Annotated in this window: 7 protein-coding genes; 1 reads left to right on the plus strand and 6 read right to left on the minus strand. The window is 58.5% G+C overall.

Translation table 11 applies throughout. The annotated features are described in order from the left end of the window. Positions 1 to 281: 281 nt before the first annotated feature. Positions 282 to 1,937, plus strand: coding sequence for an OFA family MFS transporter (locus CFBP5473_RS02315; protein ID WP_027673701.1), 1,656 nt, complete (start codon positions 282 to 284; stop codon positions 1,935 to 1,937). Positions 1,938 to 2,009: 72 nt separating this feature from the next. Here CFBP5473_RS02315 and CFBP5473_RS02320 read toward each other — a convergent pair whose 3' ends face one another. From CFBP5473_RS02320 to CFBP5473_RS02345, 6 genes are all read right to left on the minus strand, one after another. After that, on the minus strand, positions 2,010 to 3,779 hold the full coding sequence (locus tag CFBP5473_RS02320; protein ID WP_084631428.1) for a methyl-accepting chemotaxis protein: 1,770 nt from the start codon (positions 3,777 to 3,779) through the stop codon (positions 2,010 to 2,012). Between the two features lie 258 nt (positions 3,780 to 4,037). Beyond that, complete coding sequence (locus tag CFBP5473_RS02325) at positions 4,038 to 4,514, minus strand: chemotaxis protein CheW (protein WP_027673702.1); 477 nt, start codon at positions 4,512 to 4,514, stop codon at positions 4,038 to 4,040. Further along, the gene (locus CFBP5473_RS02330; RefSeq protein ID WP_027673703.1) at positions 4,514 to 6,295 is read right to left on the minus strand and encodes a methyl-accepting chemotaxis protein; all 1,782 of its coding nucleotides are present in this window, start codon (positions 6,293 to 6,295) and stop codon (positions 4,514 to 4,516) included. The genes CFBP5473_RS02325 and CFBP5473_RS02330 overlap by 1 nt, the downstream gene beginning before the upstream one ends. A gap of 211 nt (positions 6,296 to 6,506) precedes the next feature. After that, a complete protein-coding gene (locus CFBP5473_RS02335; RefSeq protein ID WP_027673704.1) occupies positions 6,507 to 10,667 on the minus strand; it encodes a translocation/assembly module TamB domain-containing protein in 4,161 nt (1,386 codons plus the stop codon). 114 nt (positions 10,668 to 10,781) lie between these two features. Continuing rightward, the gene (locus CFBP5473_RS02340; RefSeq protein WP_027673705.1) at positions 10,782 to 12,707 is read right to left on the minus strand and encodes an autotransporter assembly complex protein TamA; all 1,926 of its coding nucleotides are present in this window, start codon (positions 12,705 to 12,707) and stop codon (positions 10,782 to 10,784) included. Between the two features lie 170 nt (positions 12,708 to 12,877). Then, the gene (locus CFBP5473_RS02345) at positions 12,878 to 13,129 is read right to left on the minus strand and encodes a YMGG-like glycine zipper-containing protein (RefSeq protein WP_027673706.1); all 252 of its coding nucleotides are present in this window, start codon (positions 13,127 to 13,129) and stop codon (positions 12,878 to 12,880) included. Positions 13,130 to 13,295: the final 166 nt, after the last annotated feature.

Genomic DNA, 13,295 nt, shown 5'->3' on the forward strand with positions numbered 1-13,295 from the left:
TTGAAGATCGCCCGACAGAGGCGATCCAGAGCAATCGGACTTCATGGGCTTGGGACATTGTTTCGGAAGGATGGGGTGTGCTGCCGCGCGTTCAGCCGCGGGCGCACGATTTAGAGCATTTCCAGCAAAAGTGCGAAGCGGTTTTGCGTCCGGACAATGCGTTAAACAAGAACTTAGAGTGTTTCCGTGTTTCAGGGAAACGCGGAAGCGCTCTAAAAACCGAAGCGAATAACAACATCGAGGTCCACCATATTGGCTGTGGTGGGTCGAGGGAGACATCAATGACTGCAACGAATGAAGCATTCGCGCCGGGGGGTGCGGGTGCCGGTCTTCTGGACCGTGAACGCATTATCGCAAAGCCCGGCTTCAACCGCTGGCTGGTTCCACCGGCAGCGCTTGCCATCCACCTCTGCATCGGCATGGCTTACGGCTTCTCCGTATTCTGGCTGCCGCTGACCAAGGCCATCGGCATCACCTCGTCGGTTGCCTGCGCAGACCTGACGCTGGGTTCCGCCCTGTTCACGACGACCTGCGACTGGCGCGTCAGCGATCTTGGCTGGATCTACACCCTGTTCTTCGTTCTGCTCGGTTGCTCGGCAGCCATCTGGGGCGGCTGGCTGGAGCGTGCAGGCCCGCGTAAGGCTGGCTTCGTTTCCGCCATCTGCTGGTGCGGCGGCATGGCAATTGCCGCTGTCGGCATCATGACACACCAGCTGTGGCTGATGTGGTTCGGTGCTGGCGTCATCGGCGGTATCGGCCTCGGTCTTGGCTACATTTCCCCGGTTTCCACGCTGATCAAGTGGTTCCCTGACCGTCGTGGCATGGCAACCGGCATGGCCATCATGGGCTTCGGTGGTGGCGCCATGATCGGTGCACCGCTTGCGGATGCGCTGATGCGCCATTTCCGCACGGATGCTTCCATCGGCGTATGGCAGACCTTCCTCGTCATGGCGGCGATCTATTTCGTCTTCATGATGGCTGGCGCCTTCGGCTATCGCATTCCGCCAGCAGGCTGGAAGCCTGAAGGCTGGACGGCACCTGCCGCCAAGAACTCCATGATCACGACGCGCCACGTTCACCTGAACAACGCGCACAAGACCAAGCAGTTCTGGATGATCTGGCTCGTACTCTGCCTCAACGTTTCGGCAGGTATCGGCGTTCTCGGCATGGCGTCGCCCATGTTGCAGGAAATCTTCGCAGGCTCGCTGCTCGGTCTTCCCGAGGTCAAGTTCGCGGATCTGACACCTGAGCAGCTGGCACAGATCGCGGCAATTGCTGCGGGCTTCACCGGTCTTCTCTCGGTCTTCAACATTGCAGGTCGTTTCTTCTGGGCGTCGCTGTCCGACCGTATCGGCCGCAAAGGCACCTACTTCACCTTCTTTGCGCTGGGCATCGTGCTCTATGCATCTGCTCCATGGGCAGCGGGCATCGGCAACAAGGCTCTCTTCGTCGGCATGCTCTGCATCATCGTTTCGATGTATGGCGGTGGCTTTGCGACGATCCCGGCCTATCTTGCGGATATCTTCGGTACGCAGTTCGTGGGTGCTATCCACGGTCGCCTGCTGACGGCATGGGCAACGGCTGGCATCATCGGTCCTGTCGTGGTGAACTACATTCGTGAAGCCCAGATCGCAGCGGGCATTCCGCGCGCTCAGGTCTACGACTTCACCATGTATATTCTCGCTGGCATGCTGGTGCTCGGCCTCATCGCCAACCTCATGGTCAAGCCATTGGCTGACAAGTGGTACATGTCGGATGAAGAAGTCGCTGCCCTTCAGGCAAAGACGACTGCCGCCAACAGTGGCCCGACCGGTTCCTTCGGCATCGGCAAGGGCGGCTTCGACGCCAAGGCTGCAATTGCCTGGGCCGTCGTCGGTATCCCGATCGTATGGGGTATCTGGATCACGCTGCAAAAGACCTTCGTTCTGTTCAGCTGATCGAACGACGTATCAAACAAGAAAGGCGGCCATCGAGCCGCCTTTTTTATGTCCATCAGGAATTATGGTAGATCAGAATTCTGTCCATTGGGCAGCGGTTGCTGTCGCAGCAGCAGCCATGCCACCCCTTGCCGTGGCAACCAGCTTGTGAACCGGCGATTCCGCAGGGGTAGGGACGCTCTGGACGACCGTGCCGGGGGCATAGCCGACATTGAACTGTGTCAGCAGTTGGCGAAGCGTTTCCGCTTCTCGTGCCAGACCATGGCTTGCAGCAGTGGTTTCTTCCACCATGGCCGCATTCTTCTGCGTTGCCTGGTCCATCAGGTTGACGGCGTCATTGATTTCGGCAAGGCCGTTTGCCTGCTCGCGTGAGGCTTCTACGATTGCCGCGACATTGGCGTCGATCTGCCCCACCTGCTCGGCAATCTGCTTCAGCGCATCCCCCGTTTCACCCACAAGCCCGACGCCATTGGCGACTTGCTGGCTGGATGTATTGATAAGCTGTTTGATTTCCTTTGCGGCACTTGCGGAGCGCTGGGCCAATTCACGCACTTCCTGTGCCACGACGGCAAAGCCTTTACCAGCTTCACCGGCACGCGCGGCTTCGACACCGGCATTCAGAGCCAGAAGGTTGGTCTGGAAGGCAATGTCATCGATGACACCGATAATATTGGTGATCTCGCCGGAAGACTTGGAAATGGAGTCCATGGCGTCGATGGCGCGGTGAACGATGTTGCCGGAAAGCTCGGCGCTGCGCTTGGTGTTGCTGACGAGACGGCCTGCCTCATCGGCTCGCTTGCTGGAGTCCGCAACCGTTGTCGTGATCTCTTCCAGTGCAGCGGCGCTTTCTTCCAGCGATGCAGCCTGCTGTTCCGTGCGGCGAGCGAGCTGGTCGGCAGCGACGCGTATTTCGGCCGAGCCCGAGGCGATTGTTGCGGAATTCTGGGCAACCGTCTGCATCGTCGTGCGCAGCTTCTCGATAACCTCGTTGAAATCGGTCCTCAGCTTCTCCATGCTCGGCACGAATGGCTTTTCCAGGTTCTGACAAAGATCACCGTCAGCCAGCGCCCGCAGCGCGTGGCCGAGCGTCGAGATCGCGCTCATGCGGGGCGTTACGTCGGTCGCGAATTTCACCACCTTCACAACCTGACCCTTGTCATTGAGGATGGGGTTATAGGCCGCCTGGATCCAGATTTCCTTGCCGTTCTTGCCGAAGCGAACGAATTCGTCGGAGATGAATTCTCCTGCCGCCAGCCGTTTCCAAAAATTGGCATAGGCTTCCGATGCGGCGTAGCCCGGCTCACAGAACATGCGATGGTGGCGTCCGGCAATTTCTGAAATATTGTAGTTCAGGGCGTTGCAGAAATTGTCGTTGGCGGTGATGATTTCGCCATTCGGGGTGAATTCGATAACGGCCTGCGAGCGTGAAATGGCTTCCAGCTTGCCGTTGTCTTCTTTTGCCTTCAGCTTCTTTTCGGTGATGTCGGTGGCAATCTTGACGACCTTGTAGGGCGTGGCGCCGCGCATCACTGGATTATACGACGCCTCGATCCAGATTTCGCGCCCGTCCTTGCGCATACGCTTGAACTCGCCGGCCCTGAATTTGCCGGAGGTAAGCTCTTGCCAGAAGGCGGCGTAATCCTTGGAGTTTACATAATCCTGATCGCAAAAGAGCCGATGATGCTTGCCGACGATCTCGCTCAATTCATAACCAAGGGCCGCACAGAAATTTCTGTTGGCGTCGAGTATCTTGCCATCCAGATCGAACTCGATCATGGCCTGCGATGTCGAAAAGGCATTCAGAAGGTTTTTATTGTCCGCGTTCTTTCCCAGCCAAAGCATGATTGCCCTCCAAAGTCAGCTGAAAATGCCGCGGCAGTGCTTTGCTCAATGTCGCGTGCTGCAGGAGTGTGGTGCGCGAAAGGGGTCTCTCAGCGCTCCTGCAGGGTTTATTAGAGCAAATTAATATTAAAACTCTCTTTCGTTGACATATGCGAATATTCGCACTTTTATTCATATTTAAATGAAAGCCAAAAATAGTAACGCCGCCCGGAAGTATTCCGTGCGGCGCTTGAAATGAAATTCAACTATTGCTGCCGATCAGGCGGCCAGATCTTCCAGATCTGTGCCCTTGAACATCTTGGCAAGGTTCAGGAAGCAGATCATGCCGTGTTCGTTGGCAATGATGCCTTCGGAGAAGGACTTGTCGAAAGAGGCGGAGACTTCCGGAACCGGCTGAACCTGGATGGCAGGAATGGTCAGGATGTCGGAAACGCGGTCCACCAGCATGCCGATGACCATATTGTGGACTTCCGCAACGACAATGGCGCTACGCTCATTGGCAACGGTGCTCTTCATGCCAAGCTTGTAAGCGAGGTCGATGATCGGGATGACGGAGCCGCGCAGGTTCATCACGCCGATCACGTCCTTCGGTGCGTGCGGGATCGGGGTCGACGGCGCCCAGCCGCGGATTTCGCGGATCGTGGTGGTCTTTACGCAGAACTCTTGATCGTGCAGACGAAAGGCTATGATTTCCAGGCTATCGCCGCCGAAGTTTGTAGAATTAATCGTTGCCATCAGAATTCTTCCCAATCCTTATGTGTCGGGGCTAGCGCAAGTGCACCGACACTTGCATATCCGGATTTTGGCGTCCTGCCTGGTGCGCGAACAACCGGAGCTTTTGCTTCCGGCTTCATCCGATGATTCGTAACAGAAGATTGTTTACCAAATCTGAACTGTGCCAGCAGTTCGTGCAGGACATGCGCTTCGTGGGCAAGGCTGTGGCTGGCAGCCGTCGTTTCTTCCACCATGGCCGCATTCTGCTGCGTGTTGGTATCCATGGCTTCGACGGCGTGGTTGATTTCCTTGATGCCGCTTGCCTGTTCGTGCGCGGTCTCGACAATCGCCACGACATTGGCGTCGATCTCTGCGACCTGCGTGACGATCTTGCTCAGTGCCTTTCCGGTTTCCCCAACCAGATCGACGCCTTCCTTCACCTGCTCGGCGGAGGTGTTGATCAGCGTCTTGATCTCCTTCGCGGCCTGGGCGGAGCGCTGCGCCAGTTCGCGCACTTCCTGTGCCACGACGGCAAAGCCCTTGCCGGCCTCACCGGCACGGGCAGCCTCGACGCCAGCGTTCAGTGCCAGCAGATTGGTCTGGAAGGCAATATCGTCAATGACGCTGATGATGTTGCCGATTTCATTGGAGGACTGTGAAATCCGTCCCATCGCCTCTATCGCCTTGCTGACGACTTCACCGGAATGTTCAGCATCCGCCTTGGTCTTGGCGACCAACTGGCCGGACTGTTCGGCGCGGGCTGCGTTCTGTCCGACAGTCCGCGTGATTTCGTTGAGGGCCGCAGATGTTTCTTCCACCGCCGCCGCCTGCTGTTCCGTGCGTCGTGCCAGATTATCCGAGGCTTCGCTGACTTCGCGGGATCCGGTGGCAATGCCGCCCGCACTTTCCGCCACGTCGCGCATCGCGCCCTGCAGCTTCGTGAGGGAGGAATTCAGATCCTGTCGCACTTTCTCCAGAGTGGGAATGAACGGGACTTCGATAGTTGCCGTGAGGTCACCTTCCGCGAGAGCCGTGAGGCTCCGGGCAAGGTCATCGACGGCACGAACGCGTTCGGTCACGTCGGTTGCGAATTTCACCACCTTGAAGATGCGACCGCTCTCATCGAAGATCGGGTTATAGGAGGCCTGAATCCAGATCGCCTTACCGCTTTTGGTAATGCGCTTGAATTCGGCGGAGACGAACTCCCCGGAGCTGAGCTTCTTCCAGAAATCGCCATAGGCGCTGCTATTGCGAAATTCATCTTCACAAAAGATGCGGTGGTGCTTGCCCTTTATCTCCTCAAGGCCGTAGCCGAGAGCCGAGAGGAAGTTCTGGTTGGCGGTAATGATGTCGCCAGCGGGCGTGAATTCGATGATGGCTTGCGCGCGGGAAATCGCCTCCAGCTTACCGGCATCCTCGGCGGCTTTGAGCTTCGTATCTGTAATGACCGTTGCAAGCTTGACGACACTGTGGACCTTGTCGCCGTGCATGACGGGATTGTAGGAGGCCTGAATCCAGACTTCCCGTCCGCCATTGCCGATGCGTTTGTATTGACGCGCATCGAACTGGCCTGCGGCAAGGTTTTTCCAGAACTGCTTGTAATCGTCGCTTTGCACATAGACCGCTTCACAGAACATGCTGTGATGTTTGCCGATGATCTGTTCCGCGCTGTAGCCCATGGCGCGACAGAAGTTTTCATTGGCCGAGAGGATCTTGCCGGTCATGTCGAATTCGATCATCGCCTGGGAACGTCCCAATGCGGTGAGAATTGCTTTTGCATGCGCTCCAGGAAAAGACAGCATGTAGGATGAACTCCGTCACCGTTGACCAATCAAGTCAACGCGAATGGTGCTGTTGCGCGCGTACAAGATCTCTCAACGCCAAATGCGCAGGAATGATTCAAGGCAACAACAATTCATCTACAAGATCATGTTTAAAATTATCTGAATTCCGAACGGGTCTAACCATTTGATTAACGTCAGGCGTTATTTGTAAGGTATCGTACAAAAATGGTCAGTATTCCTTTTCATAGAATATGCCTGCCGCCCCTTCTCCATTCCCCCCGGCTTCCCCTCGCAGTTTCACGCCCTTGCCGACATCGAGGTTGATGATGGCCTTTGCGCCGGAATCGCCGCTTTGCTGAAGCTCGAGATAAGTCTTTTCGTTCAGGTATTTTCCTGCCGATACGCGGGCACGCCCTTCCGAGTCGGTCGAAACGTCGAGGTCATCGATGCCGAGGTTGCTGCGCAGACTATCGAAGAGCGAGGTGGAGCGACCGCCCGCCAGCTGGCCCGCAGCATCCGCAAGGCGAGCGATCTGCAAGGGCGAGAGTTTAGACATGGACTGACCGAAGATCAGCTGGGCCATGACTTCATCCTGCGGAAGAGCAGGGGATGAGGTGAAGGCGAAAGACGGATCGTTCGCGTTGCCCGTCACCGAAACCGTGACCGTGTTGGAGCCGACGGTCGAATCGGCTGCCATGTTCAGCACCGGAACCAGACCGCCACCGAAGGTGATATCGCCCGTGGTGAAATCCAGGCGGCGGGTGAGGATTTCCAGTCGCCCACGGCGCATCTCGAAGCCGCCGGAAACCTGCGGGTCGGCAGCCGTTCCGCGCACTGTCAGACTGCCCGTCAGTTCGGCATCGATACCGCGTCCGCGAACGAAGATACCGCTCGGTGCATTGATCTGCAGGTCGAGGGCAATGGTGGAAGAGCTTCCGCTGCCTCCCTTGTCGGCATTCAGCTTGGCATCCTGCCGGCGCACCGCAGGCGGCGCGTTCTTGTGCTTCACATCGAGCTGCGCCAGCGAAGCGGGAAGGCGTTCCGGGATGGTGATCGAGCTCTTGTCGAGAGTGATGGTTCCGCCCAGTACGGGCGAGTTGAGAACCGGGCCTTTGAGGGTCAATGTTCCACTGACCTGAGTGGTGAAAAGCGTACCGTCATTATAGGTCGCGCGGTTCAGCGTAATCGTCAGATCGGCGGGGAAGCCGCCGCCCGGATTGATGCCGATGGTGCCTGAGCCGGAAATCGTTCCGCCGCCCGCAAGTGTGCCCGTCAGACGCGAGACGGTGGCGACATCCCTGTTGAAGGTAATGGTGGCGCCGAGATTGTTGATCGTCAGGTTACGGCGAACATCGGTCACGCGCGTCCCGTCCGTGGTAATCGTCCCCGTGACCGATGGCGCGCCAGCTGTGCCTTCGATGCGAATATCGACGGCGGCGGACCCTGCCACGTCAAAGCCTTGCGCGGCCGTCTGCGCCGCTACAGCCCCGAAAGGCAGATTTCCCTTGAAGGCCATGGAAAGAGGCTGGTTGCCGGAAACTCCAAGCGTGCCGCCGCCGGAGAGGGAGAGCCCGCCTTGCCCCGTGACATTGGTGTCGATGCGCAAGGTTCCACCGGAAAAGCGGCCATTGGCCTTGATGCCGAGCGCGCCAAGGCCCGCCGAACGGGTCTGGCTGACCGCTGCGTCCGACCATGTCAGATCATAATCGACGGAAGGGTCTGAAGTCGGGCCTTTCGCCGTTACGGTGCCGGAGATGGTGCCAGCGGCGTCAAGGCCGGGTGAGAAGGCATTGGCGAGGTTGGCGGGCAGCGAGCGGATCGCCGCCGTGATATCGAGCGTCGATCCCGCCGTGCCGTTGATCTCTACGCGCCCATTGCCGGTCTGGATGGTGAGGCCCGCGATGCGCGCCGCGCCATTGTTGACGGCAATGGCTGTGGGACCTGAAAGACGAACGGGTATGCCGCGCGGCGTTGCAGAGAAGGCATCCAGATTGATGGTCATGGGTGCAGCACCCATATCCGCGCGGCCTTTCAGGACCAGAGGCGCGTTATCATAGCGAGCATTGAGATCGAAGGTCGTGGCATTTCCGGTATGGTCGATGCCAAGCGCGAGATCGGAAATATTCGCGGCACCAGCCGTGATCGTTTTTGCCTTCACGTTACCGTTGATGGCAAGCGCCTGCAGGTCATCCACCTTGATATCTGCGGCAAGGCCGGCAATTGTCGTTGTTCCCTGGCGCAAGGAATTACCGCTGGCACGGATTGTGGCGGCGATCTTGCCATCGGCATTGCTCAGCGCAACATCGCCTTTGAGGTCGCCACTTGCCTGCTGGGCAGCGAGCGCTGCGAGCAGTGAAATATCCGGGAAATCGAAGTTGAGCGAGCCGGATGGCAGGAACTGCGGGGTCAGTTGCAGATTGCCGGTCAGCACATTTGCGCCAACCTTGACGTTGAGCTCGGGAATGGCCGTGCCGCTATCGGTCTGGACCAGCGCCGCAGATGCATCGATAACCTGACGGTCCAGCGTGCCGGTTGCCTGGAACTTCGCCTGCGGGGCATTCACGTCAGCCTTGCCACTGGCGGAAACCTTCAGCGCTTCGAGCGCGCGGCCTGCAAGTGTGGCGCGTGCGGATGTGAGCGTTGCGGTGAAATCGGCTGCCGTGATCGGGCCGTTGGCTTCGAGCGCAAAGCCGAGCGCGCCTGCAGCCTGCGGCGTCAGCTTTTCCAAGGCAGGCAGCCGCCCGCCGAGTTTTGCAGAAACGTTGCCATTTTCCAGCGCGATGTTGCCACTTGCTTCAAGCGTGCCCGATTTTACGACAAGGTTTTCGACGCTCGTTTTTCCACCGATGACGCTGCTGATGTAACCGTCGATAGCGATGGTCGTATCGAATTTTTCTGCAAGGCCCGGCGGCAGGACGGCGGGCATGACGAACAGGCGCAGATTGGACGAAACGCTGCCTGCGGTTAGATCATAAGAGCCGCTTGCCGTGCCGCCGATACTTGCGCTTTCCAGCGTCGCGCCTTCGAAAGCGATGGATTGCGGAGAAACGCGCAGGGGCGCCACCAGTTTCAACGGGGCTTTCACCGCACGTTCGATATCCGGTGCCGTGAACGCCGATTGCTGGACGGCAAGCGTCGTGCGGATTGTTCCAGTCTGGCTTGCAATATTCAGGTCATCGCTGGTGGCTGTCAGGTTGACGCCTTCGAGGCGGCCCTGTGGCAGCTGCAACGAGCGAAGCGAAACGACCGTGTTCAGCCGGGCCGCATCCGCATTGCCGCGAAGCGCTAGATCGATACCATCCACCAGCGCCTGAACCTCACCTTCGGCGAGCGGCAGGCGCACATCGACCGGACCGTTGGTGCCGATCAGATTGGCCGACAAATCGTTTTGTCCTTGCGGATCGATGCTACCGGATGCGGTCAGGATCAGCGCCCCGGTTTCCAGATTGCCGTTTTCGACGCTGATCCGGCCTTGCGGGGAGATCGCAGCGGCAAGATCGATTTTCGTCTCGCCGGTAAAGAGTTGCCGTACCAGCGGCGGCAGCAACCGATCAGGCTCACCGCCGCCCTTCAGTTCAAGACGTCTCGTTCCATCGGAATTCAGGCTATGGTGCCCGTTGAGCGTGACGACTTCACTTCCGGCAACGGAACCGACGAGCTTGCCGCGCCAATCGGACAAAGGCCCTTCGCCATTAAGATTGAGCGAAACGGCGGGCGCGCCGGGCAAACGCAGGATATTGGCCAGCAAGCCGCCTTCCGGCTCATCCAGAAGCGCCTGGAGCTTCAGCACATTCTCATTGGGAACGTAAGCAAAGTCGGCATTGATAGAGGCGCGCTGTTCATCCTTTCGGGATGCCGAAAGCGAAGCGGTGATCGTATCCGATGTCGCGTAGCCGTGGCCATCGGCGCTGAGCGTGAATGCGCGTCCCGCAAGTTTTTCGCCAAGCGCGATGTTGGGCAGCGCAAGCCTGTCGATTGCCACATCCACCGGAAGCGAGAAGCCGGAGGAGCTTTGCGTCTGTGGCTGGGAGGAGGGGAGAGGCGGACGCTCGACCGTTACATCGGCAGCCGTCAGCCGCTCGGCATGGAACGTGCCCCCAAGCAGGTCGAGCGGCGACCAGTCCAGTTCGACGCCGCTTAACTGCGCATAGGTTCCTTCGCGGTCGGCAAGGGTTACGCTGTCCAGCCGCAGGCGGCCTGTCAGCAAGCCTTTCGGCGGAGATATGGTGATGGTCTGATCCGTGGACGATGCTATTCTCGAGACTTCATCCGCTACAAATTTCGCGCCGAAGGGTGTGAAGCCAAGGAGCAGAACAACAAGCAGGAGGAGAGCCACACAGCCGAGCGCGATGTAGACGAACCACTTCAGAAATCGAATCAGCATATTCATGAGCGGTAATCTACACTTCGCTTTTTGATGGTGACAGTTCCGGCTCCCCGATTGCCACGGATTGTGTTCGAACGCATTTCACGTGTTCCGCTCAGCCAGCGTTGCCGCGCGACCTCAGAAGGATTGGCCGATACCGGCGTAAATCCCGAAGCTGCTGCCGCCATCATATTTTTGCAGCGGCGTGGCGACATCGAGACGCAACGGCCCGAAGGGTGTTGCGTAGCGAAGCCCGATACCCGCGCCCGCGCGAATATCCGAAAAATCCGGCGCGATATCGGAAGAAACGATACCGGCGTCGATAAAGGGCACGATGCCGATCGTTTCGGTCACCTTGAAGCGGGCTTCGAGCGACGTGACGATATAGGAGCGACCGCCTGTCGCCTCATTATCGGCATTATAGGGCGAAATTTCCTGGTAGCTATAGCCGCGCACCGAGCCGCCGCCGCCGGCGTAAAAACGGCGCGTTGCCGGAATGTCCTGAAGCGCGTCCACACCAATCAGCACTCCGCCCGCGATCTTGCCCGCCAACACGACCTGATCGTCCGAACCAAGACCCTTATAGCCGGTGGTGGATGCTTCGAAGGAGGTGAAGAAGGTGCCGTTCAGCGCCTCGAAGCTTGGCTTTGCCGAGATCGACGCGCGGAAGCCTTCGGTCGGGTTAAGCTTGTCGTTGCGCATGTCGCGCACGAATTCCAGCGGGATCGACGTCGTCAGGTACTGGTTGTTGCCGAAGGCATCGTCCGTATCCGTCCACTCGACTTCCAGACCCGCGCCTGCCGTATCATAGTCGTTGAACTCATAGGCAAAGCCACCGAATGCCGTGACAGAGCGCGCGTCGTAGGTGTCGGGATGCTCTGTTTTGGCCTTCAGGCTGGCGGTAAATGTGGTTTCAGGATTGAAGATGCCGGGCTTCGTGAAGGTGATGCCCGCCGAATAATCCATGTCCTGAACATTCGAAGCTTCGCCCAGCCGAGAAACGGCGCCTTCGATGCGAAGCGATTCGGCTTTTCCGAACAGATTGCGGTGGCCCCAATAGCCCTGCAATCCAGCGCCTTCGGTCGTGGAATATTGTGCGCCGAGACCGAAATAGCGATGCTTTCCTTCCGAGACTTCGATGGTCAGCGGTATCGTCCCATTCGGCGCCAGTGCGCTGGCTTCCTTGATGGTGATGCTGGAAAACACGCCGAGCTTGCGCAGCCGGTCAGAGGCCTTGCGAAGCTTTTCGGGAGAGTAAGGCTCGCCGCCATTGAGGCGGGAATATTTGCGGATGAAATCCTGATCGACCGTGCGCTGGCCCTTGACCGCCACCTCACCCAGAGGTGCAACCGGACCGCCTTCGGCAGCCATCGTCAGGTCCACGGTGTTGTTGGCGTGGTTGGCCACGGCTTCCCGTCTGGTCAGCTTGGCAAGCGGGCGGCCCTCGGCTTTCAGGTCGTCTATGAGCTTGTTGCCTGCGCGAATGATGGCGAGCGATCCGGCATCGCCGCCGGTCACGAGCCCGTATTCGTCCAGGTTCCGCCCGGTCACATCTCCTTCGAGCTTCACGGTACCGAGCGTGAAGACCGGGCCGGGCATGACGTCTATGAGGACGGGGACGGGGCCTGAGCGGTTGAATGTGGGATTTGGCGCAATGGAATCGATGTCCTGCCCGGCGACCGTGACCTTCACAGTGCCGCCATAGCGGGCATTCTCATAAAGTGCTGCGATCAGCCGCTCGCGGTCGTCACGCGCACGGATGAGAAGGCCGAGGTCGCCCGATGCAGGCTTCTCCGGTTCGGAAACCAGAAGGGAACTGTTGTTCAATGCATCCTGAAGTTTCTTGTCCGCGCCCGGCGCATTCAACGTCACGCTAAAAGTCACGGGGTCGAGAACCTGATTCTCTTCCTCATCGGAGCCCCACAGAGTGATGCCGAAAATTTTGAGAGCGAAGGCTTCGCGCACGAAGCCCGGAGAAACAGTCAATGCTGCCGCAACCGCCAAGGCGGTGCCTGCCCTCCAGTACGCATTACTCTTCCTTGGGTCAGTCCGTCTTTTCGGCATACGCTACTTTATGGTTGAGCATTTATTATTGCCCCAGCCCGTTTATCGTCCGTTAACATGACGATCTAATCATAAATGGTGCAGCAGGGGCACCCCAAAACGGCCACTTCATCCCCAAACAAAAAAGCCCCGGGCATTGCCGGGGCCTCCTGATGCGATTTTGTCACGCGTTAGCGGCAACGTGCGGTATAGCGCTGGCCGTACTGGTCGCGATAGTAGCAGTAGCCCGGCTCGTTGGCGCGGCCAATGAGCGCACCGGTTACGCCGCCGAGAGCTGCACCGACAGCTGCGCCACGTACGTTTCCGGTAATTGCAGCGCCTGCGATGCCGCCTACGACTGCGCCTGTGCCTGCACCCTTTTCAGTCTGCGTGCAGCTTGCAAGCGCCAAACCGATCACGGCAAAAATAACAGCCTTTTTCATGAACTCTCTCCAACGTTACATATGAGCTCTATGGCTCTTGGTAGGCGTCCCATACACATCTGCGGCGACTGCTACCTCCGACCGCTGCAGATGTTTAACAATTCGAATGTGTTTATGGAAGCCTTCCCTTATGAGGCACGCTCCCCGCGCCAATCGATTGTGCCCT

This window comes from Agrobacterium larrymoorei, from assembly GCF_005145045.1.
In the GTDB taxonomy this organism is placed as follows: domain Bacteria; phylum Pseudomonadota; class Alphaproteobacteria; order Rhizobiales; family Rhizobiaceae; genus Agrobacterium; species Agrobacterium larrymoorei.

Bases quoted from the DNA above. Each gene is read 5' to 3' on its own strand.
- CFBP5473_RS02315 (WP_027673701.1), top strand. From the start codon at position 282: ATGACTGCAACGAATGAAGCATTCGCGCCGGGGGGTGCGGGTGCCGGT.
- CFBP5473_RS02345 (WP_027673706.1), bottom strand. From the start codon at position 13,129: ATGAAAAAGGCTGTTATTTTTGCCGTGATCGGTTTGGCGCTTGCAAGC.
- CFBP5473_RS02325 (WP_027673702.1), bottom strand. From the start codon at position 4,514: ATGGCAACGATTAATTCTACAAACTTCGGCGGCGATAGCCTGGAAATC.
- CFBP5473_RS02330 (WP_027673703.1), bottom strand. From the start codon at position 6,295: ATGCTGTCTTTTCCTGGAGCGCATGCAAAAGCAATTCTCACCGCATTG.
- CFBP5473_RS02335 (WP_027673704.1), bottom strand. From the start codon at position 10,667: ATGAATATGCTGATTCGATTTCTGAAGTGGTTCGTCTACATCGCGCTC.
- CFBP5473_RS02340 (WP_027673705.1), bottom strand. From the start codon at position 12,707: ATGCCGAAAAGACGGACTGACCCAAGGAAGAGTAATGCGTACTGGAGG.
- CFBP5473_RS02320 (WP_084631428.1), bottom strand. From the start codon at position 3,779: ATGCTTTGGCTGGGAAAGAACGCGGACAATAAAAACCTTCTGAATGCC.